The 24,679-nt window shown below is 61.2% G+C and carries 20 protein-coding genes; 18 read left to right on the top strand and 2 right to left on the bottom strand.

Going from position 1 to position 24,679, the window contains the following annotated elements:
- Nucleotides 1–97: 97 nt before the first annotated feature.
- Nucleotides 98–349 carry a DUF6124 family protein gene (locus BW43_RS04310; protein ID WP_032890602.1) on the bottom strand — a complete coding sequence of 84 codons (252 nt, stop codon included), beginning with the start codon at nucleotides 347–349 and terminating at the stop codon, nucleotides 98–100.
- Between the two features lie 521 nt (nucleotides 350–870).
- Between BW43_RS04310 and BW43_RS04315 the strand changes: the two genes are divergently transcribed.
- The 7 genes from BW43_RS04315 to BW43_RS04345 all read left to right on the top strand — a co-directional run bounded on the left by BW43_RS04315 (nucleotide 871) and on the right by BW43_RS04345 (nucleotide 6,543).
- Nucleotides 871–1,170: a type II toxin-antitoxin system RelE/ParE family toxin gene (locus tag BW43_RS04315; RefSeq protein ID WP_032890654.1), complete on the top strand. Its 300-nt coding sequence runs from the start codon at nucleotides 871–873 to the stop codon at nucleotides 1,168–1,170.
- 3 nt (nucleotides 1,171–1,173) lie between these two features.
- A complete protein-coding gene (locus BW43_RS04320) occupies nucleotides 1,174–1,464 on the top strand; it encodes an addiction module antidote protein (protein ID WP_032890601.1) in 291 nt (96 codons plus the stop codon).
- A gap of 97 nt (nucleotides 1,465–1,561) precedes the next feature.
- Nucleotides 1,562–1,957, top strand: a complete 396-nt coding sequence (locus BW43_RS04325) for a DUF2946 domain-containing protein (RefSeq protein WP_032890599.1) — start codon at nucleotides 1,562–1,564, stop codon at nucleotides 1,955–1,957.
- Nucleotides 1,958–2,004: 47 nt separating this feature from the next.
- Complete coding sequence (locus tag BW43_RS04330; RefSeq protein WP_032890598.1) at nucleotides 2,005–2,487, top strand: copper chaperone PCu(A)C; 483 nt, start codon at nucleotides 2,005–2,007, stop codon at nucleotides 2,485–2,487.
- Between the two features lie 11 nt (nucleotides 2,488–2,498).
- Nucleotides 2,499–2,912 (top strand): DUF2946 domain-containing protein, encoded by a 414-nt coding sequence (locus BW43_RS04335; RefSeq protein WP_032890595.1) that lies wholly within the window; start codon nucleotides 2,499–2,501, stop codon nucleotides 2,910–2,912.
- Nucleotides 2,913–3,005: 93 nt separating this feature from the next.
- Nucleotides 3,006–5,072 (top strand): TonB-dependent copper receptor, encoded by a 2,067-nt coding sequence (locus BW43_RS04340; protein ID WP_032890593.1) that lies wholly within the window; start codon nucleotides 3,006–3,008, stop codon nucleotides 5,070–5,072.
- An 88-nt stretch (nucleotides 5,073–5,160) separates the two neighbouring features.
- Complete coding sequence (locus tag BW43_RS04345; RefSeq protein ID WP_032890591.1) at nucleotides 5,161–6,543, top strand: PepSY domain-containing protein; 1,383 nt, start codon at nucleotides 5,161–5,163, stop codon at nucleotides 6,541–6,543.
- A gap of 198 nt (nucleotides 6,544–6,741) precedes the next feature.
- On the opposite strand, the gene BW43_RS27995 is transcribed toward BW43_RS04345, so the two are convergent.
- Nucleotides 6,742–13,989, bottom strand: coding sequence for a DUF4329 domain-containing protein (locus BW43_RS27995; protein WP_177326458.1), 7,248 nt, complete (start codon nucleotides 13,987–13,989; stop codon nucleotides 6,742–6,744).
- 245 nt (nucleotides 13,990–14,234) lie between these two features.
- Between BW43_RS27995 and urtA the strand changes: the two genes are divergently transcribed.
- The 11 genes from urtA (at nucleotide 14,235) to ureC (ending at nucleotide 24,672) form a co-directional block, all read left to right on the top strand.
- Nucleotides 14,235–15,500 (top strand): urea ABC transporter substrate-binding protein, encoded by a 1,266-nt coding sequence (gene urtA, locus BW43_RS04350; protein ID WP_032890589.1) that lies wholly within the window; start codon nucleotides 14,235–14,237, stop codon nucleotides 15,498–15,500.
- A gap of 137 nt (nucleotides 15,501–15,637) precedes the next feature.
- The gene (gene urtB, locus BW43_RS04355; RefSeq protein ID WP_032890588.1) at nucleotides 15,638–17,140 is read left to right on the top strand and encodes an urea ABC transporter permease subunit UrtB; all 1,503 of its coding nucleotides are present in this window, start codon (nucleotides 15,638–15,640) and stop codon (nucleotides 17,138–17,140) included.
- Nucleotides 17,140–18,207: an urea ABC transporter permease subunit UrtC gene (gene urtC, locus BW43_RS04360; RefSeq protein WP_032890586.1), complete on the top strand. Its 1,068-nt coding sequence runs from the start codon at nucleotides 17,140–17,142 to the stop codon at nucleotides 18,205–18,207. The genes urtB and urtC overlap by 1 nt, the downstream gene beginning before the upstream one ends.
- Nucleotides 18,204–19,037 carry an urea ABC transporter ATP-binding protein UrtD gene (gene urtD, locus BW43_RS04365; protein WP_095186045.1) on the top strand — a complete coding sequence of 278 codons (834 nt, stop codon included), beginning with the start codon at nucleotides 18,204–18,206 and terminating at the stop codon, nucleotides 19,035–19,037. The genes urtC and urtD overlap by 4 nt, the downstream gene beginning before the upstream one ends.
- A gap of 424 nt (nucleotides 19,038–19,461) precedes the next feature.
- Complete coding sequence (gene urtE, locus BW43_RS04370) at nucleotides 19,462–20,160, top strand: urea ABC transporter ATP-binding subunit UrtE (protein WP_032890580.1); 699 nt, start codon at nucleotides 19,462–19,464, stop codon at nucleotides 20,158–20,160.
- 31 nt (nucleotides 20,161–20,191) lie between these two features.
- Entirely contained in the window at nucleotides 20,192–21,031 is an 840-nt protein-coding gene (locus BW43_RS04375; RefSeq protein WP_032890578.1) for an urease accessory protein UreD, read from the top strand.
- A gap of 144 nt (nucleotides 21,032–21,175) precedes the next feature.
- Nucleotides 21,176–21,478, top strand: coding sequence for an urease subunit gamma (gene ureA, locus BW43_RS04380; protein WP_003171437.1), 303 nt, complete (start codon nucleotides 21,176–21,178; stop codon nucleotides 21,476–21,478).
- Nucleotides 21,479–21,487: 9 nt separating this feature from the next.
- Nucleotides 21,488–22,000, top strand: coding sequence for a GNAT family N-acetyltransferase (locus tag BW43_RS04385; RefSeq protein WP_032890576.1), 513 nt, complete (start codon nucleotides 21,488–21,490; stop codon nucleotides 21,998–22,000).
- Nucleotides 22,001–22,003: 3 nt separating this feature from the next.
- Complete coding sequence (locus BW43_RS04390; RefSeq protein WP_032890574.1) at nucleotides 22,004–22,537, top strand: N-acetyltransferase; 534 nt, start codon at nucleotides 22,004–22,006, stop codon at nucleotides 22,535–22,537.
- On the top strand, nucleotides 22,534–22,839 hold the full coding sequence (locus BW43_RS04395) for an urease subunit beta (protein ID WP_032890572.1): 306 nt from the start codon (nucleotides 22,534–22,536) through the stop codon (nucleotides 22,837–22,839). The genes BW43_RS04390 and BW43_RS04395 overlap by 4 nt, the downstream gene beginning before the upstream one ends.
- A gap of 132 nt (nucleotides 22,840–22,971) precedes the next feature.
- Entirely contained in the window at nucleotides 22,972–24,672 is a 1,701-nt protein-coding gene (ureC, locus tag BW43_RS04400) for an urease subunit alpha (protein WP_032890570.1), read from the top strand.
- The last annotated feature ends 7 nt before the right edge of the window (nucleotides 24,673–24,679 follow it).

Below are 24,679 nucleotides of genomic sequence, written 5' to 3'. Positions count from 1 at the left end.
GGGGGCTTGCTCCCGATTGCAGTAGATCAGCCAATAAATCAGTGACTGACACACCGCAATCGGGAGCAAGCCCCCTCCCACATTTTGAACTGCATTGTTAGCTGCTTGCGGCGGACACCTGCCCAACGCCGCTGTGTACACGATCAGCCAACAACTGCGCCAGCTCAATCAACTGCGCAACGCCCAGCAACTCCTCTCGTTTTCGACCTTCCAGATCAAACGCCAAGTCACAACTCAGCGCGTTAGCCGAGGCGAGTGTTTCGCTGAGGTTGACCAACAGGTCTTCGGTGCTGATGCCATCGGCCACGGTGAAGAGCCGGACGGGGGGATTTGGGGTGGGCTTGATCATTGTGAAGCTCCTTAGGAAAGTGGAGCTGCCACTGATTCGCCGCGACGCGATAGGGTGGCAGCTGTACGCAGGTTCGCGGACCGGTCCTAAGGCAACCCGGCATACCCGAAGGTATCCCGCGCACAGCCACCATTGCGCCGCACAGTAGACGATAAAAAAGCGCCAACTGAAAGCAGACGATGACGCTCAGCGTCCATAGGAACCCGGGCCGCGACGCCCGTCCGCTGCGTTTGCAGCGGTGCGCGGAGACTAGAGATCAAGCGTCCTAGGGACAACCTCAAAGGCTTGTCGGAAATTTCTGTTTATACGAACAACCAGCTGAACGGCCAGCAATCAGGCCTCACCGCCTAAGGGCAAATCCCCCTACAAACACTTCCGAACCAGCTGGCTGGCTCAGCCAAAAGCCCCCGCCCTAACCTCCACCCTCGCGGTTTTGGGTTAACTCCCCGCGAGGGGGCACGCCGTTTCGACAACGTGTCACAGCTTGCCATTTTGTATCCTGAGGAATACGATCCGTGACAATTGAGTTCAATGAAACCACTGAGTTTGTCAAATGGTTGGAAGCAGTTCGGGACCCGTTCGTAAAAGTTCGCGTGATCAAGAGAGTGCGAATGGCTGAAGCCGGAAATTTTGGTGACTGCGAGTCAGTGGGGGATAGCGTGTTTGAAATGCGGATCCATTACGGCCCAGGGTATCGCGTTTACTTCACCCGCCGAGACGAGGTGGTTTATCTGTTGCTAATCGGCGGTGACAAATCAACACAGAGCAGAGACATCAAACGTGCAAAGCAAATCGCAATAAATTTTGGTAGCGAGGAATAAATTATGAGCGAGTCCTTTACCCGCTTCGATGCGGCAAAATATCTGAAAACCCCTCTGGAGATGGCTGCATATTTAGAGACCTGCTTTGAGGATGATGCTGGTGATGGTCTATTGATTCGTACCGCTCTCAACGATATCGCCCGCGCCCAAGGCATGACCCAAGTAGCCCGCGACGCCGGCCTCGGAAGAGAAAGTCTATACAAAGCCCTCTCCAGCAATGGCAATCCCGAGTTCGCGACTATCATGAAAGTCATGAAGGCTTTGGGCCTCAAGCTTCACGCCACAGCGATCTGATAGCACTGCGACACCAAACCACACCACCGCTTTTTACTTATCCCCACCGATCAGGCTAAATACCCGCCTGATCGTTTAACCCCACGGATTGTCCGCCATGGCCCGTCAACGCTTTGCAATTGCCTGGATCGCCTGCCTTGCAGTGCTGTTCAATGCGTTTGCCATGCCGATGGCCAGTGCGATGCAGCAGGCGGATGACCCGGTCAAGCAATTGCTCTGGGGCAGTTTCTGTTCTTCCAATGGTGCGAGTCTCAAGACCATCGCCCTGGGCAAGCTGGAGATTCCGGCGCCGCAGCAGGATGATCATTCCACCATGCAGCATTGCTGGTGTTGCTCAGGTTCGGCGCCGTTGTTGGCCTTGCCAGGGCACGTGCCCCAGTTGTATGTCACGCGGTTCGATGCGTTCCAGAATCTGCCGTCGTCTTCGCCCCAGCAACCCACCCCGCGCCAGCAATGGCCGAGCCTCAACCCCCGCGCGTCTCCAACGGTCTGATTGTCTTCGCAAGTGAACTGCGTTTAGAACCGTTCTGGAGAACTGCCATGCTCAAATCTTCCCTGCTTCTGGCCGCGTTGTTGCTGCCGGTGTTCAGTGCCGCCAATGCCGAGGACTACAAAGCCGGCGACTTGCTGGTCAGCGATCCCTGGTCCCAGGAATTGCCACCCAATGCACCCACCGTCGCTGCGTATTTCGTGATTCACAACACCGGTGCTGAGCCGGATCGCCTGGTCGGCGTCGCCACGCCGGTGGCCGAGAAGGCCGAGTTGCATGAGCATGTGATGCAGGGTGACTTGATGAAGATGCAACAAGTACCGAGCGTCACCGTGCCAGCCAAAGGTGACCTGACCTTCGCGCCCATGGCCTATCACGTGATGCTGCTGGGTCTCAAAGACCGCAGCCTGTTGGCCGATGGCAAGCAATTCCCCCTGATCCTGACCTTTGAAAAAGCCGGCAAGGTCGAGGTGGAAGTGTCCGTACAGAAAGTACCGCCGATGGCCGGCCACGAGCATAAGCACGCTCAATAGGCCAACACTCGATGGGCGCCCCTCGCGCCAGGCTCTCTCCACACCACCGCGTGAAGCGCGGCAGTTGGATCAGCCTGTTTGCCATGCTGATGATCTTTATCGGTCCGCTGATTTCCCAAGCGATGCCGATGGATCATCACGCCGGTATGTCGATGTCGATGCCAATGAGCATGTCCATGGACATGCCGGACGAGCATGGCGAATCCCATCACCCTAAAGCCCCCGACGAACATCACGCGCTCTGGGCCAAGTGCGGTTACTGCGACCTGCTGTTCAGTTGCCCCGCCCTGCCCGGCAGCGTCTCCTACGTCACCCTCAACACCCCGCCGCCGGCCAATGCGCTCACCCCCGCTACGCGCCTGGGTCATGCCCGGCAGAGCATCTTCCCCGGCGCCCGCAGCCGTGCGCCGCCCATCGCCTCGTAAACCCTAAGCACCGTTACTTCACCCCGGCCGACTTTAGACAGACAGCCGCAGGCTGCTGGCCGTGTTGTTTACGATTGATTGATGGAATTTGTCATGTCCAGGTTTTCTGCTGACACCCGTTTGGGATGTACCCCTGTGCTCGCCGTTTTATGCGGCGCCCTGCTGACGCCTCAGGCCCATGCCGAAGAGCATGAACATGAACTGAGCCCCACTGTGATCACCGCGATTGCGCCCAGCTCCCCCCTGACCGTGGTCACGAACCCGAAAGACCCGCGCCAACCGGTGCCCGCCAGCGATGGTGGCGACTACCTCAAGACCATCCCCGGCTTCGCCCTGGTGCGTAATGGCGGCACCAATGGCGACCCGGTGCTGCGTGGCATGTTCGGCTCGCGCCTGAATATCCTCACCAACGGCAGCATGATGCTCGGCGCCTGCCCAGGCCGCATGGACGCACCCACGTCGTATATTTCCCCGGAAACCTACGACACCCTCACGGTGATCAAAGGCCCGCAAACCGTACTCTGGGGGCCAGGCGCCTCGGCCGGTACCATCTTGTTCGACCGCGAGCCCGAGCACTTCGGCGAACTGGGCACACGGCTCAACGCGAGTGTGCTGGCAGGCTCCAATGGGCGTTTCGACAAGGTCATCGATGCCGCTGCCGGTGGGCCGCTGGGCTATGTGCGGGTGATCGGCAACCAGGCCCATGCCGACGATTACAAAGACGGCAACCACGACACCGTTGCTTCGCGCTACGACAAGTGGAACGGCGACGTGGCCGTGGGTTTCACCCCCGACGCGGACACCCTGCTGGAACTCACCGCAGGGCGTGGCGACGGCGAGGCGCGCTACGCCGGACGCGGCATGGACGGTTCACAGTTCCTGCGCGAAAGCCTCGGGCTGCGTTTCGAGAAGTCCAATATCGGTGATGTGCTGGATAAGGTCGAGGCACAGGTCTACTACAACTACGCCGACCATGTGATGGACAACTACAGCCTACGCACGCCGTCGGGCACCGGGATGATGGCCGGGCCGATGGCCTCCAACGTTGATCGTCGAACCCTCGGTGCGCGGATCAAGGCCACTTGGCGCTGGGCCGATCTGCAGTTGATCGGCGGCCTGGATGCGCAGACCAATGAACACCGCCAACGCAGCAGCATGGGCCTCGACACCTACAAAGAGTTGCCCAAGGTCAAGGACGCCAACTTCCACAACTACGGCGTGTTCGGCGAACTGACCTGGTACGCCGCCGACCGCGATCGACTGATCACCGGCGCACGTCTGGACCGCGCCTCGGCCAAGGACTTCCGGCAAACCACCGGCTCCGGGATGAGTGCACGCGCCAACCCGACCGCCGACGACACCCGCGCCGATACCCTGCCCTCGGGCTTTATGCGCTACGAGCACGACCTGGCCGACAGCCCCACCACCCTCTACGCCGGCCTGGGCCACTCGCAACGCTTCCCGGATTACTGGGAGTTGTTCTCTCCCAACACCGGCGCGGTCGGTTCGGTGAATGCCTTCGACGGCGTGAAACCGGAGAAGACCACCCAACTCGACTTCGGCGCGCAATACAAAGCAGACGACCTTGAAGCCTGGGCTTCTGGCTACATCGGGCAAGTGCGTGACTTCATCCTGTTCGACTACCGGCCGGGCATGATGGGCACCACCTCCCAGGCCCGCAACGTCGATGCTCGCATCATGGGCGGTGAAGTGGGCGCGGCGTACAAGCTGACCCGTCATTGGAAAGCCGACGCGACCCTCGCCTACGCCTGGGGCAAGAACAGCAGCGACGGCAAGGCCCTGCCACAAATGCCGCCCCTGGATGCACGCGTGGGCCTGACCTACAGCGAAGACGACTGGAGTGCGGGCGCGCTGTGGCGAGTGGTCGCCGCGCAGAACCGTATCGATCAGAACAAGGGCAACGTGGTCGGCAAGGACTACGACAAGAGCAGCGGCTTTGGCGTGTTCTCGCTGAACGGCGCCTATCGCATCACAAAAAACGTCAAGGTCAGCACCGGCGTCGACAACCTGTTCGGCAAGGCCTACGCCGAGCATTTGAACCTCGCGGGCAATGCCGGCTTCGGCTACCCGGCCAACGACCCGCAAGCCATCAAGGAGCCGGGGCGAACCCTCTGGACTAAAGTCGACATGAGTTTCTAAAGCACCGCAGTAGGAGTCGGCCTTACCGACAGCGGGGTTGCCTGGCAGCCCCACACCTAAGATCCATAGCCTTGCGGAGCACTACCTGATGAAGACTCAAAAAATCTCTTTCTACAACCTGGCCTGGCGCTGGCATTTCTACGCTGGCCTCTTTGTCGCCCCCTTCATGGTGCTGCTGGCCGTGACCGGCATCATCTACCTGTTCAAACCCCAACTCGACCCGCTGATGTACGGCAACCTGCTGACCGTACCCGCAGCCGAACACGCCTTGAGCGCCGACGAACAATTGATGCGCGCCCAACGCGCTTACCCCAAAGGCGCGATCAGCAAATACCTGCCGCCGGCCGACGCCACCAGCAGCGCGCAGTTTGTGATGCACAACGAGGGTCGCGAAGTGACGGTGTTCGTCGACCCTTATCGCGGCACCGTACTCGGTGAGCAGGACGCAACCTACAACCTGCAAGCCATCGCTCGTGCGCTGCACGGTGAACTGATGATCGGCACTACCGGCGACCGCCTCATAGAACTCGCCGCCGGGTGGGGCGTGATGTTGGTCGTGTCCGGTGTGTATCTGTGGTGGCCGCGTGGCAAGTCTTCAGCGGGGGTGCTGTGGCCACGCCTGGGCAGTCGCGGCCGGGTGTTCTGGCGCGACCTGCACGCGGTCGCCGGGTTCTGGGGCGCGGCATTTTTGCTGGTGATGCTCCTCAGCGGCATGACGTGGACAGGCTTCTGGGGCAAGCAGTACGCGGGGCTGTGGAATACCTTCCCAGCGGCGATGTGGAACAACGTGCCGCAGTCCGACCAGCAGGCGCGAGTGCTCAACACTGCGACCCAACAGACCGTGCCCTGGGCCATGGAAAATACGCCGATGCCCATGTCCGGCGACCACGCCGAACACATGAACCACGGCGCCATGCACGCAGGCCCGGCCGCGCCGACCATCCGCCTGCAACAGGTGGTGGATTTGGCCTCCGCACGCAAGGTCGAGCCAGGCTACAGCATCACCTTCCCCACCACCCCCACCGGCGTGTTCACCGTCGCGGTGTTCGCCAACGACCCGCGCAACGACGCCACTCTGCATGTGGACCAATACACCGGCAAAGTCCTCGCCGATGTGCGCTGGGAGCACTACAACTGGGTAGCGCGGACCACCGAGACCGGCGTGATGCTGCACGAAGGCAAGATGTTCGGCTGGGTCAACCAACTGATCGTACTGGTGATCTGTCTGATGATTTTGCTGAGCGCCGTCAGTGGCGTGGTGATCTGGTGGAAACGCAGGCCCCAGGGCGGCCTGGGGGTGCCGCCGTTGCGCCACGACCTGCCGAAGTGGAAAACCGCGATGGTGATCATGCTTGGGCTGGCGATCATTTTCCCGCTGGTGGGCGCTTCGCTGATCGTCGTATGGGCCTTGGATCGTCTGGTGCTGTCGCGTTTTTTTGGCCCGCGTGAGTCCGCCCCAGGTTCTGCATGAACCCGGCGAGGACCCAAGACAGAGGCCTTCTTTAGCCTTGCGCGACTCTCGTCCCGCAGCGGATAAGCGCTAGCTCATCACACGTTCTGCGTCATCGTTGCTCGCCGCTCATCGCGGCGAGCAACCCTCCAAGCAAAACAAACGACCCATCACCCAGTACCTTGCCAGCGGCCTGATGCACACGCGCTGAGCACTGGGTTACAGCTCATCACGGTCACGCAGTTGAAGCGGTTCGTCGACCAAGGGTTCGTCGGTTCCCACCTCTTTGCGACGGTCCTTTAGCACCTCGGAAATCAGCCCCTCGTTATGCCAGTAGCCATCCCGATCGAGTACCGACAGTTGACCGACTCCAGCCAATCGCCTGAAAAACTCAACAGACGTGAGACTGGCCGCAGACGTCATCAGCTCATTTTCCGGGGATGAAAGCCCCAACACGTATTTCAACAGCGCGCCCCCCCGAGTCATCAGGTAAAAGTTCGTCGTAGAGCGTGACTGAGCCTTGAGAATGCGGATGCAATAAGCCAGGAATGTCGGTTCGATAAAGTTGCTGTTCAGCGAATCATCCTCGGACGCCGCACTCTCGACGGGCGCCGTGTCCCGGTAGGCCAACTGCGCACCCACCACCCGGTACAAGTCCGGAAAATCCGGGTAAGGTACCGGCCCGCTCGCTGGCGGCGACATCGGCTGCACAGGCCCCGAAGGCCCGGTGTAAAACAGGCGGAACAGGCGCGTCGCATCCAGCCCCGGCCACAGCGGCAAGGTGGTGATGAACGATGAGTCGTTCGGGTTGGCCAGGACCGCGGCGACATAGTTATGGCCCTGGATTGCCGACAGCCGACGTTGAACGTAGCGGGCGGCATCGTCTGGGTGGGAAAACAACGGACCGCAACCCATCGGGTAATCGAAGAATCCTTCTCCCGTTCCCGGCTGCCAGCCGGGCGTGATTCGTCGCGTACCCGCCCAGACCGATCCCTCGACCAGGACATCAAGGTTGCCGAGTCCAGCCAGCTCATGCACATAGTCAAGCAGCGTGATCTTGCCCTCGTGCAGTTGCTGGCGAAGCCTCGGGAAATGGCTGCGATCGTCCAGCGCCTCGTCCGTTTGCAGGTATTGATACCTGAGCAACGCCCCCTCCGGGCAGGACAGGTACAGCGATAGCTGCTTGCCCTTCACACCATGGCGGGCGAAGCGAATGCCATTGTCGATGACCATGGGCGAATGAATCATTTGCCCATGGGGGTCGTGCCCCGGTGTCAGTGTTTCAAGGGCCGCACATAGATAGATACCTTCCAGGACATAACCCTGGGGCAGCAGGCCGCTTGGAAACACCTGCTCGAACTTCCAATAACTGCTACGCACCAACGGCATCGTCACCATGTACTGCTCTTTGCGCGCGTCCTTGAACACGTAGCCGAACTGCAACGCGGGCCCGTACTGACAGCGTTCATGGGCATAACGCACAGCCGCCCGCTCCTGGGCAAACACCGGACTGAAGGCAGGATCCGCCAGGGCGTTTTCGATCTGAGCCCCAGGCAAGCGAAACGCTTTGGGAACAAACCCCTGAAGTAAACGCGGCGGCCCCCAGACCTCGCTGCCTTCCACAACGCGCAAGCGCCCCGCCTTGCTCAAGCGCAGGACAAACGCTTCTGGCGTGAGCTCTCCTGCGCGGATCTGTTGCTCAAGCGTGTTCTCCAGGCGGTCCTCCCGCACCAGATTCAGGGGCGCCAAATCGTCTTTCAACGTCGCTTCCAACAACGAGTTGCTGCGGCTGTAACTGATGATGCTGCCGTCGGCGCCGAACAGGTACTCACGACTCAAGCTGGCATGGGCAGTGGTCAGCACAGCACTGATCACCCGGGTCGAGAGCATAGTGCGGTAGATGTCGCGTTGCGTGGCATCCAGGGTAAACGGCAGTTCGCGCCCAGGGCTTGAGCGGTAGCGCGCCACCAGGGTGTGGGCCGCGGGAAAGCCGCCAACCGCTACCATCTCATCAGGGAAAATCCAGGTGTGCTCGAAGTCTTCGCGCGGCACGCTGACCGGTTCAGTGGCAACGAACAGGCCGTCAGGACGCTGGAGAATCAGGCCGCCGAACAGCCGCCGTCCATTGACAGCCTGAAGGCGAGAATGGGCATACCGCGCCGCGTCATCCTGCTCGTTGAACACTGGCCCCAGGCGGCGGCGAATAAAGTGGGCGTAGGGTCGCCAGCGCGAAGATTCCTTGCTCACCGCGCCCCGGCGGTCCCAGCATTGACTGGAGTACAGCACCGTCAAATCACCGGTTTGCGCCATCAACGTCACATAGCGGCGAATATCCAAAGTGCCGCTGCGCAGGCTCATCCCCTGCACGCTGACTTCGCCGCCATTCTCGCCGCCACTGAACAGCGAGGTCTTGGCCGGCTGATAGCGCAATAGCGCGCCCTCAAGCGTCGACAGATAAACCGGTAACACGTCGCCGGTATCCGCGCCCGGCAAATGACGGGCATCTTTCTCGGCCCGTTGCAGCAAATGCGGAGTCGCGAAAAAGCGGGTCAGCCAGGCTTCAGAAGAACTCACGCCGCTGGGCAACCATTGCTGGGAATAGAGCATCCCGGCCACCACGAAACCATGAGCGAAATCCCCTCCCTCAAGATAAGGCGCGCCAAGCGATGCGTTACTTAACCGCCCCTCAGACGCCTGCGGCGCCAGCTCGCTGACCACGTATTCATTTTTTTGCGGGTGCTTGAGCAAGTAAGCCGTATACCCCTGAGCCTCCAGGCTGCGCCCATGGCCACGCTTATGGGCATTGATCGCCGCAGCGTCCAGGGTGGTGAAAATGGCGCTCAACGACGGCGTTTGCGGGGCTACCTGGGCGTATTCGAAATTTGGCGTCCAGTCGTCATAGACTCGCAGGCGCGGCCCCCACAACCGTGTATGGCTGAGCACCCGCAGTTCGCCTGCGTCCGCCAGGCGGATCACGATATCTTGCGGTTTGAGCGCACCGCGTTCCAGGCGAAGACGGTAGCTATCAACCCCCGGCGTTTGACGGGTATTGGCCAGTACCAACGCTTCCTTTTGTGAGCCGCTGGGGATGTAACAGATCAGGTTGTTGGGCGTTCCGCTCAAGTACGCCGGAAGCCCGGACTGGATCACCGAACGGATTTCCTGATCGGCGAACATCGTGACGGTGATCTCAAGATCGGTCAGTGTCCAACCCAGACGGCGCCAACGTTCCAGGTCAGCTTGGGACAGCGGTGGATGGGAACTGTAGCGCCCACAAATGACATGCTCGGCGGGCGGTACGACTAACCCATTGTCGGACGATGACAGCAGCAAGTCTGCGGCAAAGCCATTGCCCTGGAAACGTACCGGTTCGGTGAACGTGAAGCGCTGGTCGGGACGCCGCAGGATGTAGCCGCCATACCCCGCATCACGCCGTATGCCGATGCGCTCGTGGGCGTGCCGCGCGGCATCGTCGGCACTCAGGAAGGTTGCATCGACGCTATCACGCTTGGCCGCCCCCAATGGCAGGACTTCACTGTCATACACCACCCCTCGCTCGGTCCAAAGCTGGCCTGTCTGGCGTACCGTCAGCTCGCCCGCACGAATAACGCGACGCACAAACGCCCGGGGAGACAACGAACCGTCCATCAACGCTGCCTGGTTACCGTTATCCGTCACCGTGCCGTCAATGGCCACATTGAACAGTTCAGTGGCCGCCTTGGCTTCGGGCGCTTGCCATTGCAACAGCGCCCCGTCGTCGGTGTGCAAAAACAGCTTCAAGCCCATCTCGGCAATCTGCAGGCTCTGGGTGGCGGCCGCCTGATTCATCGCCGTGACCAGCAGTTGAGGGCTGACGAAACGCTTGTACAGCCAAGGTTCCGTGGCGGGTAACGGCGTTTCGGCCAAAGGCGCCGGGGAATAATAGAAGCCCACCACGCGGTGATTGGAGGGCAGCCGGGGCTGGCCGTTATTGCGTACCGGGAACAGCCCGGTCAACGCAGCGCCCAGGGCCGTGGGTTCGGTGGCGACATAGGTCGAAGCCGTCAGGTGCTTGAGGACAACCCCCTGATAGCCGGTCCGGGGCAAACCCGCCGAAAAGCTCAAGGCCACCAACACCGCCGCTTGCGCGGTACTGACGATCGGGGTGAAGAACGGTTGTGCCTGCGCAACCCCGTCGCTGCTGACTGGACTGCGCAAGGTCCAGTCCTGAGGCACCTTGCCGCGTACACCGCCCCACACGGGCGAGGGTACCAGCACGTGTAACTCGCCGGCTTTCGCCAACCGCCACACAGCGCCTTCGAACGCGGAGAATGGCACGACCGGCTCAGTGCCTGTCAGTTGAGCCTTGAGGCTTGTCTCCTCGGCCGAGCCGCTGCTCACATATTTGAGCAGCGAGTTGACCGTCCCAGACAGGTAATGCACGCGCGCAAAGTTACGATGGGTGATGACAAACACCTGGTCGGCGTTGGAATAAAAACTGTTGAACAGCTCAACCTGATCCGCGGTGAAACCGGGGTTGAATTGTCTTATCGAGCCTTCGTCGGCGGGATGGGAATGGTAGAGCGCATGGCACTCGTAAGGATGGGGCGCGATAAAGTTGCCCTCATCGTCCACTGCCAGGATCGTGCTGAAATCGAACAGCACCTGCTCACCGCTGGCCGGATGCGTGGCGAAGTAGCGGTTGCCGCGTTTGAGAATGAGCCCGCCATACTCTTTGTCACGCCGTGTGCCGATCTGGTTGTGTGCCCAGCGCGCAGCGTCATCGGGCTGAATGAAGGCCGGCCCCACCTTCACCTCCGGGACACCGGCAAACGGTCGCCACGCTGCGGTGACCACACCCGCGCGGTCCCACATGCGGTTGGTGGCGAGCACGGTCAGCTCACCGACGGCCGCGACCTGCCGGACATAGTCCTGGGGTGTGAGGCTGCCTGTGAGCAGCGCGTTATCGGCCTCAGGGCTGCTACCGAGGAGTTCGATTTCTGCGGGCGAGAAGTTAAATCGGTAGCGCAACAGCGCCCCATCTGCGGTTTGCTGATAGAGCCCAAGCGGCTGATCCGGCACCTGCAGGTTAGCGATAAGACCAGCCTGCTGTGCCGCGCTCCCCAAACCCAACGGCGGAAAAAAGCTGCGGTACAACCAGGGTTGGTTCACCGCCACGCGGCCGTGTTCGGCAGGAGGGTCGCAGTAAAAACCAACAATGTGATGCTCGTCCGGCAGCAGGTAATTGCCGTCCGCATCCGTCGATAACAGGTGGCTCACATAAAAGCGTGGCTCGTCGAGGAGGTGGGCCTGGGTCGCGACGAATTCATCCTTGCCATCGCGCTTGAGGACCAGCCCAAGGCGCCAGGACGTCCTGGAGCCGGTGCCGAGCGCCACGCCCGCTTGAATGGCATCGCTGACCGTGGCGCAGACGTGGGACAACAGCGGCAACAAACCCGGCGCTGGCGCAGCGAACGCCTGATAGGGCTGCCAGTTCTGCGGAACCACCCCCCGAGAGCCGCCCCACAACGGGTTGCTGGTGACAAAACTCAACTCACCCACCGCGAGCATTTTTTTAACGTGACCTTCTATCGAGCCATCCGTGCCCCACGCTGCCTCACTGACCTTACCCAAAATCCACTTGGCGTATTGCGCCTCGGCGAACGACCCACTGGGACGATAGCGCACCAGGGAATCATCGGGACCCGACAGGTAAGACAATGCAAAGTTGTGCTGATAGGTGATATCCCCCGCGGCATCCCATGGAGAAAAGAAATTCAGATAAGCCTTCACCTGATGCTCGGACATCTTCGGGTTGGCACTGGCAACCTGTTCGTAATCCGCCGGATGGGAATGATAAAGCCCGGCGCGGCGGTAACCAGCAATCGGCAAGAAACTGCCATCCTCGCGAGTGCCGAGGACGTCGCGGATGTCAAACTCAAGCCCCTGACCACTGACCGGCTCTGTGGCAAAAAAATACCCTTGCAGGTTGCGCAGAATCACACCGCCGTACTCACGATCACGCCGTGCACCAATACGCCGGTGCGCCCACAACGCTGCGTCATCGGCATGAATAAAGGCCGGGCTCAATGCGGGCAGCGTCACCGATGTGCCGCCGGAGCCCGGCGTGGTGGTAGATGTGGGCTGTGTAACGGTCTTGTCCGGCACCCAGTTCTCATCGACAACACCGGCCACACTCCACAATGCGCTGGTCTGCTCCACGCTCAGTTGCCCGGTGCTCGCCACCCGCCGTACAAAGTCGCGCGGGCTCATCTGGCCGCTCAACAGCGCGGCGTCCAAACCGTCATCCACGACAGAGCCATCCGCCTCAACCTTGAACAGTGCCGCTTCGGCACTGGTCAGGGAGCAGCGGTATTTGAGCAACGCTCGCCCCTGGGTACGGTAATAAATCGACACGCCCAAGGCCTGATCCACCGTCTCCAGCGTGTGCGCCTGGTAGATGCCGAGCGCCAGCGCCCGTGGCGCGAAGAATGCCTGGTAGAGCTCTGGCTCCTGGACGGGGAGCACGGTCGCCGGTGGCGTTGGCTCCAGGTAGAAACCCGCTACCCCATAATCGGCGGGCAATGCGAACTTGCCCTCGCGACTGGGGAACAGTTGCCGCAAGAAAGGCTGGTGAGGGTCGAGGGTCCTGCCGACAGTGGCGATATAGGCCTCCTTGTCGCGAGCCTTGAGCAACACGCCGCCAGCACCACCGCCGGCCAGGGCCGAGCGAATGGCCTTGGTAGCTTGATCGAAGACTGCGGTAAACAAGGGCAACTCGGTCAACGAGGACGAACTGAAGGGTTCGAACACTACCCAGTTCGCCGGCACCTTACCGAAAGAGCCGCCCCACAGTGCAGTAGGCACAATCAGGCTCAGCTCGCCCAGCGTGGAGACCTTTTTCACAAACTCATTGAAGGGCCCATACACCCCCACCCGACTGCCGGCCGGTTTTCCCGCCCGCAGCCACAGTGCGAAGCTGCGCTCCGGGGACGAACCGCTGGGCGCGTAGCGAATCAGTGAGCCGTCCGGCCCCGATAGATACGCCGCCGGAAAGAATTCGCGATCATCCACATCGTGGCTGAAGTCCGAACCTGAAAAAAAACCGAGAAACGCCTTGGCCATTCGCTCGTCAAACGACGGATTGCGCTCGCGGATCAACGCGTGCTGGGCCGGGTGCGAATGGTAACTGGCGACGCAGGTGTAGCCCCTGGGTTGCTGGTAATAACCTTCGGCGCTGATGCCCAGAACGTTGAGCAGATCGAACTGCATGCCATCCCCTGGCACCGGATCGGTGGCGAAGTATTTACCGGCGGGGTTTTTCAGGATGACGCCGCCGTACTCGCGGTCGCGGCGGTCGCCGATTTTCCGATGGGCCCAGTACGCGGCGTCGGCCTCATGCACAAACGCCGGGCTTAACGGCGGCAAGCGCGACGCTCCCCTCCCGGCACCGGCAGCGCGTTCCTGGCGTGATAATCGAATAGCCATACACATTCCTTTTGACTGAGTGTTGGCGGCCATTCTTGTACCTCTGGGAAGGCGTCGAGCGGTAAGTAGTTAGCCCGCACCGTTAGCGTGCGCCAGCGCGCACATCATCCGGTTCAAAGCCCCGATCTGGTGCGCGAAATCCTGGGCAAAACGTCAAGCACGCATGAATGCATCGCGACGGCACTGATAGGCACAGCCCTTGCAATTGCTCCCACATAACAACATTGACCTATGGAGACCGCACCATGAAGCGTCGCAGCTTGATCAAGGCTTTCACCCTGTCGGCATCCATTGCCGCCATGGGCATGACCTGGACTATCCAGGCCGCCGAGACCATTAAGGTCGGCATCCTGCATTCGCTGTCCGGGACCATGGCCATCTCGGAAACGTCCCTCAAGGACATGGCGCTGATGACCATCGACGAGATCAACGCAAAGGGTGGGGTGAACGGCAAGATGCTTGAACCGGTGGTCGTGGACCCAGCCTCGAACTGGCCGCTGTTCGCCGAAAAAGGCCGCCAGTTGCTGACCCAGGACAAGGTCGCGGTGGTGTTCGGTTGCTGGACGTCGGTGTCGCGTAAATCGGTGTTGCCAGTGTTCGAAGAACTCAATGGCCTGCTGTTCTACCCGGTGCAATACGAAGGTGAAGAGATGTCGCCCAACGTGTTCTACACCGGTGCGGCGCCGAACCAGCAAGCGATCCCGGCGGTGGAATACCTGATGAGCGAAGAAGGCGGCAGCGCCAAGCGCTTCTTCCTGCTGGGCACCGACTACGTGTACCCGCGCACCACCAACAAGATCCTGCGCTCGTTCCTGCATTCCAAAGGCGTAGCGGATAAAGACATCGAAGAGGTCTACACCCCGTTCGGCCACGCCGACTACCAGACCATCGTTGCCAACATCAAAAAATTCTCCGCCGGCGGCAAGACCGCTGTGATCTCCACCGTGAATGGCGACTCCAACGTGCCGTTCTACAAGGAACTGGCCAACCAGGGCCTGAAAGCCACCGACGTACCGGTCGTGGCGTTCTCCGTGGGCGAAGAAGAACTGCGCGGCATCGACACCAAGCCGTTGGTGGGCAACCTCGCCGCGTGGAACTACTTCCAGTCGGTGGAGAACCCGGTCAACCAGAAATTCGTCGCAGACTGGAAAGCCTACGCCAAGAAACACAACCTGCCGGGCGCGGACAAAGCCGTGACCAACGACCCGATGGAAGCCACCTATGTGGGCATCCATATGTGGGCCCAGGCAGCAGAGAAAGCCAAGTCCACCGACGTCGACAAAGTGCGTGAAGCCCTGGCCGGCCAGACCTTCGCCGCGCCGTCCGGCTTTACCCTGACCATGGACAAGACCAACCACCACCTGCACAAGCCGGTGATGATCGGTGAGATCCAGGCGGACGGGCAGTTCTCGGTGGTGTGGCAGACCCAGGAGCCGATTCGCGCCCAGCCGTGGAGCCCGTACATTCCTGGCAATGACAAAAAACCGGATCACGCTGTGAAGAGCAACTAAAGCCCCACCACAAGTCAAATGTGGGAGGGGGCTTACCCCCGATGGCGGTGAGTCAGTGACAGAAGTATCACCTGACACTCTGCTATCGGGGGCAAGCCCCCTCCCACACTGTCCACGCATGATCAGGACATTTGTTTATGCCCACTGCCCTCACACGCTACCTCCTGACGCTACTGCTGTTGCTACCCCTGGCCGCACACGCCAGCGACGCCGAAGACTTCCAGGCCGCCAACCCGACGCAACAAGCCAAGCTCCTCCAGGACTGGGCCGCAAAGCCTGACCCGGCGCGCATCGAGTTGGTGGACGCCCTGCAACAAGGTCAGCTTACGGTCAATGGCGAAACCAAAACCGTGCGCCTGAACAACCGCCTGCGCGGCTTGATCGATAACGTGCAAGCCAGCCAGCAACTGCTCGCCGCCGACCCCAAGGTGCGCTTGGCGGCTGCGCAAACGCTGCAAAAAACCGCGCAACCTGCGCAGCTCAAATTCCTCGACCAGCAAGTTGCCGCCGAAACCGACGAAGGCGTGCACACCGCCCTGAGCCTGGCCCTGGCCAACCTGCAACTGGTCGACACCGACCCGGCCGTGCGCCTGGCTGCCGTGCGCTTGCTCGGCAGCACCGGCGACCCGCTGGCCCGCACGCGCCTTGAAGCCTTGCTCGCACCTGGCGTCGAAACCGATGCCGCCGTGCACACCGCCGCCGAAACCAGCCTGGCCCAGGTCAAACGCAAATTGATGTTTGGCGAAATCCTCGGCCAGGCCTTCAGCGGCATGTCCCTGGGCTCGATCCTGCTGCTCGCGGCCCTGGGGCTGGCGATCACCTTCGGCCTGCTCGGCGTGATCAACATGGCCCACGGCGAGATGCTGATGCTCGGCGCCTATTCCACCTATGTGGTGCAACTGCTGATGCTGCGCTACGTGCCTGCGGCCATCGAGTTCTACCCGCTGATCGCGCTGCCGGTGGCGTTTTTCGTCACCGCCGCGATCGGCATGGCCCTCGAGCGCACGGTGATTCGTCACCTGTACGGCCGGCCATTGGAAACCCTGCTCGCCACCTGGGGCATCAGCCTGATGCTGATCCAGGCCGTGCGCCTGGTGTTCGGCGCGCAGAACGTCGAAGTGGCCAACCCTGAATGGTTGTCCGGCGGTATCCAAGTGCTGCCCAACCTGGTGCTGCCTTACAACCGCATCGTGATCATCGCCTTCGCACTGTTTGTCGTCGTGCTCACTTGGCTGCTGCTGAACAAGACGCGCCTGGGCCTCAACGTGCGCGCCGTCACCCAGAACCGCAACATGGCCGCCTGCTGCGGCGTGCCCACCGGGCGCGTGGACATGCTCGCCTTTGGCCTGGGCTCGGGCATCGCCGGGTTAGGCGGCGTCGCGCTGAGCCAGATCGGCAACGTTGGCCCGGACTTGGGCCAGAGCTACATCATCGACTCGTTCCTGGTGGTGGTATTGGGCGGTGTCGGCCAGTTGGCCGGTAGCGTCACGGCGGCCTTCGGCCTGGGTATCGCCAACAAGATTCTGGAACCGCAGATCGGCGCCGTGCTCGGCAAGATCCTGATCCTCGCGCTGATCATTCTGTTTATCCAGAAACGCCCGCAAGGACTCTTCGCACTGAAAGGACGGGTGATCGACTGATGAACCAGCCATTGATGCTTACGGCCGCGCAAAAGGCCGGCCCCAAGGCGACGATTGCCACCGGTGTGATCATCCTGATCCTGCTGCTGGCCTTGCCGCTGTGCTCGCTGCTCTCGCCGGAAAACCCGCTGCATGTCTCGGCCTACACCCTGACGCTGGTGGGCAAGATCCTCTGCTACGCCATCGTCGCCCTGGCCCTGGATCTGGTGTGGGGTTACGCCGGGATGCTGTCCCTCGGTCACGGTTTGTTCTTCGCCCTCGGCGGTTATGCAATGGGCATGTACCTGATGCGCCAGGCGTCCGGCGATGAGCTGCCGGCGTTCATGACCTTCCTGTCGTGGACCGAATTGCCCTGGTATTGGGCTGGCACCGATCACTTCCTCTGGGCGCTGTGCCTGGTGGTATTGGCGCCGGGTGTGCTCGCTTTGGTGTTCGGTTTCTTCGCCTTCCGTTCGCGGATCAAGGGCGTGTATTTCTCGATCATGACCCAGGCCCTGACCTTCGCCGGGATGCTGTTGTTCTTTCGCAACGAAACCGGGTTCGGCGGCAATAACGGCTTTACCAACTTTCGCAGCATCTTGGGTTTTGGCATTACCGAGCCGGGCACACGGGCAGCGTTGTTCCTGGCCACGGTGCTGCTGTTGGTCGCCAGCCTGTACATCGGCTGGCGCCTGGCCCAGAGCAAGTTCGGCCGGGTGCTGACCGCCCTGCGCGACGCGGAGAACCGCCTGATGTTCTGTGGCTACGACCCGCGTGGTTTCAAGCTGTTTGTGTGGGTGTTGAGTGCGGTGCTGTGCGGTTTGGCCGGCGCCTTGTACGTGCCACAAGTGGGCATCATCAACCCGAGTGAAATGTCGCCGACCAACTCCATCGAAGCCGCCGTGTGGGTGGCCTTGGGCGGGCGCGGCACCTTGATCGGCCCGCTGCTCGGCGCCGGTGTGGTCAATGGCATGAAGAGCTGGTTCACCGTGGCCTTTCCGGAATACTGGCTGTTCTTCCTCGGGGCGCTGTTCATCATCGTCACCCTGTACCTGCCCAAGGGCGTTATCGGCTTGCTGAAGAAATGAGGAACGTCATGCTCGAACCTATTTTTGACGCGGGCAGCGGCCGCGATGCCATCGGCATCGGCCAGGCCGCGGGCAAGGGCCTCAACACCCGCCATGGCACCATCCTGACCCTGGAAGACATCAGCGTCAGCTTCGATGGTTTCAAGGCCCTCAACGACTTGAATCTCTACATCGGCGTCGGTGAACTGCGCTGCATCATCGGCCCCAACGGCGCGGGCAAGACCACGATGATGGACGTGATCACCGGCAAGACCCGGCCCAGCCATGGCAATGCCTGGTTCGGCGAAACCCTGGACCTGACCAGCATGAGCGAAGTGCAAATCGCCCAGGCCGGTATCGGCCGCAAGTTCCAGAAGCCAACGGTGTTCGAAGCCTTGAGCGTGTTCGAAAACCTGGAGCTGGCGCAGAAGACCGACAAGTCGGTGTGGGCCAGCTTGCGTGCACGCTTGAGTGGCGAGCAGAAAGACCGGATTGATGAAGTGCTCGATACCATCCGCCTCACTGCCTCGGTGCATCGCCCCGCCGGATTGTTGTCCCACGGCCAGAAGCAGTTCCTGGAAATCGGCATGCTGCTGATGCAAGACCCGCAACTGTTGCTGCTGGACGAACCGGTGGCGGGCATGACCGACGCCGAAACCGAATTTACTGCCGAACTGTTCAAGCGCCTGGCGGGCAAGCATTCGCTGATGGTGGTGGAGCACGACATGGGCTTTGTCGGCTCGATTGCCGACCATGTGACGGTGTTGCACCAGGGCAGCGTGCTGGCCGAAGGGTCGCTGGAACAGGTGCAGGAAAATGAGCGGGTGATCGAGGTGTATCTCGGTCGCTGAACAGCTTCAGGCGGATGCGAAAATGTGTGTTGCGCAGGACTTTGTGGTGAGCAGGACTGACTATGTGCTGAGTAGGACTTTGTGGTTAGCAGGACTATTTGCTGAGCAGGACTTTGTGGTTAGCAGGACTATTTGCTGAGCAGGACTTTGTGGTTAGCAGGACTATGTGGTGAGCGGGCTTGCCCCGCGCTGGGTCGCGAAGCGGCCCCAAAACCAGGCAATGAGTTTTACCTGATAGAACGCGGTGAATGGGAAAGGGGCCGCTTCGCGGCCCAGCGCGGGGCAAGCCCGCTCACCACAAAAAGCCCGCTCACCACAAAAGTCGGTTCACCATAAAAGCCAGCTCACCATAAAAGCCAGCTCACCACAAAAGTCGATTCACCATAAAAGCCAGCCACCGGAACGATTTGAGGAGGGTTTGAACATGCTGCAAGTCGACAAGCTGCACCAGTATTACGGCGGTAGCCACATCCTGCGCGGGCTCTCGTTTGACGTGAAGATCGGCGAAGTCACCTGCCTGCTCGGCCGTAATGGCGTGGGCAAGACCACCCTGCTCAAGTGTTTGATGGGACTGCTGCCCGCCAAAGAGGGTGCGGTGAACTGGGAAGGCAAGGCCATCACCGGTTTCAAACCGCACCAGCGCGTGCACGCCGGTATCGCCTACGTGCCTCAAGGCCGGGAGATTTTCGGGCGGCTGACGGTGGAAGAAAACTTGTTGATGGGCCTGTCGCGCTTCCCGGGTTCCGAGGCCAAGGAAGTGCCGGCGTTTATCTACGAACTGTTCCCGGTATTACTGCAAATGAAGCATCGGCGCGGCGGTGACTTATCCGGCGGCCAGCAGCAACAGCTTGCTATCGGGAGAGCCCTCGCCAGCCGCCCACGCCTGTTGATTCTCGATGAGCCCACCGAAGGCATCCAACCGTCGGTGATCAAGGAGATCGGCGCAGTGATCAAAAAGCTCGCAGCGCAAGGCGATATGGCGATTCTGTTGGTGGAACAGTTCTACGACTTCGCCGCTGAACTGGCCGACCAGTACCTGGTGATGTCACGGGGCGAAATCGTGCAGCAGGGCCGTGGAGAAAATATGGAAAGCGAGGGTGTACGCGGTCTCGTAACCATCTAATCTGTAGCGTCCTAACGATAAGCATAAAGACATGAACCTGCCCGTTACCCCTGCCCTGTTCACCCCCAGCTGGCACGCCGAGCTGGAACTCGGCTATGCGCGTTTCGGCGACACCACGCGCCCGGTGATGCGCCGCCACCTCGGCCCGCTGCGGGTGCAAAAGCACCTGTATGCCGAAGGCCCCGAGGTGTGCCAGCACATCATCGTGCACCCGCCCGGCGGGATTGCCGGTGGGGATCGCCTGGACATCAGCGCCCACGTCGCCGAGGGTGCCTGGGCCCAATTGACCAGCCCTGGCGCGGCCAAGTGGTACCGCGCCAGCGGCCCGGCCTTCCAGCAACTCGAACTAACTGTCGAAGCCGGCGCCACCCTGGAATGGCTGCCGCAGGAAACCATCGTATTCAGCGCCGCCCAGGCCGAACTCACCACGCGCATCGACCTGCAAGGCGATGCCCGATTGTTCTACTGGGACGTGATCGCCCTGGGCCGTCCGGCCAGTGGCGAGCGCTTCGACTTGGGGCACTTTCAATCGCACCTGGATATCCGCCGCGACGGCCAGTTGCTCTGGCATGAACGCCAGCGCATTGTCGGCGCCGATGGGTTGCTCGACTCGCCTATCGGCCTGGACGGGCAGCCGGTATTTGCCACCCTGTTGGTGACTGGCGAAATCACCCCCGAATTGCTTGAGCAATGCCGCGCTCTGCCGAATGCAGTACGCGGCGACCTGACCCAATTACCCGGCTTGCTGGTCGCCCGCTGCCTGGCCAGTGAAGCGCTGCTGGCGCGGGGATGGTTGATTGATTTATGGAAATTGTTACGTCCCGCTCTGTTTGGGCGAGAGGCGGTCGCACCACGAATCTGGAGCACATGAAGATCAACATGTGGGAGGGGGCTTGCTCCCGATAGCGGTGGGTCAGTGACAGATGTATTGCCTGGCATTCCCCATCGGGGACAAGCCCCCTCCCACAGAGGATCTGCGGTGTTTTTATGAATGATGTTTGAAGGACCTTGAACCATGGACCTGACCCCACGGGAAAAAGACAAACTGCTGATCTTCACCGCAGGCTTAGTGGCCGAACGCCGCCTGGCGCGCGGGGTGAAGCTCAACTACCCGGAAACCATCGCCTATATCTCCGCCGCCTTGATGGAAGGCGCCCGCGATGGCCGCACCGTTGCCGACTTGATGCACTACGGCACCACCCTGCTCAGCCGTGAACAGGTGATGGAAGGCATCCCGGAAATGATCCCGGATATCCAGGTGGAAGCGACCTTCCCGGACGGCACCAAACTGGTCACCGTCCACCAACCCATCGCCTGAGGCCCGGTCATGATTCGTGATGCAAGTGAAAGCGACCTGCCAGCCATCCGCGACATCTACAACGATGCGGTACGCAACACCACGGCGATCTGGAACGAACAACCGGTAGACCTGGCCAACCGCTTGGCATGGTTTAACGCGCGTCAGGCCCAGGCGTATCCGATCCTGGTATCGGTCGAGCACGATGAAGTCACCGGCTACGCCTCGTTTGGCGACTGGCGCCCTTTCGAAGGCTTTCGCTACAGCGTCGAGCACTCGGTGTATGTGCGTAACGACCAGCGTGGCAAAGGCCTTGGCCCGCAGTTGATGGCGGCCTTGATCGAACGCGCGCGCATAGGCGGCAAGTACGTGATGGTCGCCGCCATCGAAAGCGGCAACCAGGCTTCGATCCGCCTGCATGAGCGCCTGGGGTTTATCACCACCGGGCAAATGCCGCAGGTGGGTATCAAATTTGGTCGCTGGCTCGACCTGACCTTTATGCAACTGGCCTTGAACCCGGGCGCCGAACCGCCCAAGGAGTGATCGATGAGCGCTGCGCAACTGCGTCGAGTCAATGCAGAGAGTTTTGCCCATTACCGCGAGGGCCTGATTGAGCTGTTGCTGGACGCGGTCAAGCACGGCGCATCGGTGGGTTTTATGGCCGACTTCGATGAAGCCCAGGCCCGCGAGTATCTGCGCGGCGTTCAGTCGAGCATCGAAGACGCCAGCCTGTTGCTGTGGGTGGTGGTGCGCGACGAACAGGTGCAGGCCAGCGTGCAATTGGCGCTGTGCCAGAAAGCCAATGGCCTGAACCGCGCCGAGGTGCAAAAGCTGCTGGTTCACAGCAGTGCGCGCCGCCACGGCCTCGGCCAACAACTGATGCACACCCTGGAACTTGCCGCGCGCCAGCACAAGCGCGGCCTGCTGTACCTGGACACCGAAGCCGGCTCCGGGGCCGAAGCGTTCTACCAAGCGCTGCGCTACACCAAGATCGGCGAACTGCCCGATTACTGCCAAAGCCCGGACGGGCGCTACAGCCCGACCGCCATCTACTTCAAGACCCTGGGGCAACCTGCATGATTCCTGGCGAATATCAGATCCAGCCCGGCGAGATCGAACTCAACGTCGGCCGTCGCACCATCACGCTCAGCGTGGCCAACAGCGGCGACCGGCCGATCCAGGTGGGCTCGCACTATCACTTTTTCGAAACCAATGACGCGCTGACGTTTGACCGTGCGGCAAGCCGCGGCATGCGCCTGAATATTCCGGCGGGCACGGCGGTACGGTTTGAGCCGGGGCAGAGCCGTGAGATCGAGTTGGTCGATTTGAGCGGCGGACGGCGGGTATTCGGGTTTGCCGGGCGGGTCATGGGCGATCTTTAGGGCCTCATCGGGGGCAAGTCGAATCGTCGCACCGCCCCTCCCACATTTGAATGTGTTCACACATCAAAGGTGGGAGGGGGCTTGCCCCCGATAGCGGTGTCACATTCAACACATTCTTCTCAGGGCACACACATGAAAATCAGCCGCCAAGCCTACGCCGACATGTACGGCCCCACCGTCGGTGACAAGGTCCGCCTGGCCGACACCGAGCTGTTCGTCGAAGTCGAACAGGACTTCACCGTCTACGGCGAAGAAGTCAAATTCGGCGGCGGCAAAGTGATCCGCGACGGCCAGGGCCAGAGTCAGTTGCTCGCCCATGAAGTGGTGGACACCCTGATCACCAACGCGCTGATCATCGATCACTGGGGCATCGTCAAAGCCGATGTCGGCCTGAAGAACGGTCGTATCCACGCCATCGGCAAGGCCGGCAACCCGGACATCCAGCCCGGCGTGACCATGGCCATCGGCGCCAGCACCGAAGTGATCGCCGGTGAAGGCATGATCCTCACCGCCGGCGGCATCGATTCCCATGTGCACTTCATCTGCCCGCAGCAGATCGAGGAAGCACTGACCAGCGGCGTCACCACCATGATCGGCGGCGGCACCGGCCCGGCCACCGGCACCAACGCCACCACCTGCACGTCGGGCCCGTGGCACCTGGCACGCATGCTTCAGGCCAGTGATTCATTCCCGATGAACATCGGTTTTACCGGCAAGGGCAACGCCAGCCTGCCGGAGCCGTTGATCGAGCAGGTCAAGGCCGGCGCCATCGGTTTGAAGCTGCATGAAGATTGGGGCACCACGCCCGCCAGCATCGACAACTGCCTGAGCGTCGCCGACCAGTACGACGTGCAGGTGGCGATCCACAGCGACACCCTCAACGAGTCCGGCTTCGTCGAAACCACACTCGCCGCGCTCAAGGGCCGCACCATTCACACCTACCACACCGAAGGTGCCGGTGGCGGCCATGCGCCGGACATCATCAAGGCCTGCGGCTTCCCCAACGTACTGCCAAGTTCGACCAACCCGACGCGGCCGTTCACGCGCAATACCATCGATGAGCACCTGGACATGTTGATGGTCTGCCATCACCTGGACCCGAGCATTGCCGAAGACGTGGCCTTCGCAGAAAGCCGCATCCGCCGCGAGACCATCGCCGCCGAAGACATCCTGCACGACCTCGGCGCGTTCTCGATGATCAGCTCCGACAGCCAGGCCATGGGCCGCGTGGGCGAAGTGATCACGCGCACCTGGCAAACCGCCGACAAGATGAAAAAACAGCGCGGCCCGCTGCCGGGCGATGGCGCCGGCAACGACAATTTCCGCGCCAAACGGTATATCGCCAAGTACACCATCAACCCGGCGATCACCCATGGCATCAGCCATATCGTCGGTTCCATCGAGGTGGGCAAATGGGCTGACCTGGTGCTGTGGCGGCCGGCGTTCTTTGGCATCAAGCCGACCCTGATTCTCAAGGGCGGCGCAATTGCCTCCAGCCTGATGGGCGACGCCAACGCGTCAATCCCCACCCCGCAACCCGTGCACTACCGCCCGATGTTCGCCAGCTTTGGCAGCTCGTTGCACGCCACCAGCCTGACCTTTATCAGCCAGGCCGCGCTGGACGCCGGATTGCCCGACGCCCTGGGTTTGAAGAAGCAGATCGCGGTGGTTAAGGGCTGTCGCGACGTGCAAAAAACCGACCTGATCCACAACGATTACCTACCGGAAATCGAAGTGGATCCGCAGACCTATCAGGTCAAGGCCGATGGTGTGCTGCTGTGGTGCGAACCGGCGGACGTGCTGCCGATGGCACAGCGTTACTTCCTGTTCTGAATCGTCA

Source organism: Pseudomonas sp. RIT357, assembly GCF_000632245.1.
Classification (GTDB): Bacteria; Pseudomonadota; Gammaproteobacteria; order Pseudomonadales; family Pseudomonadaceae; genus Aquipseudomonas; species Aquipseudomonas sivasensis.
This window is presented reverse-complemented; position numbering and strand designations above follow the sequence as displayed.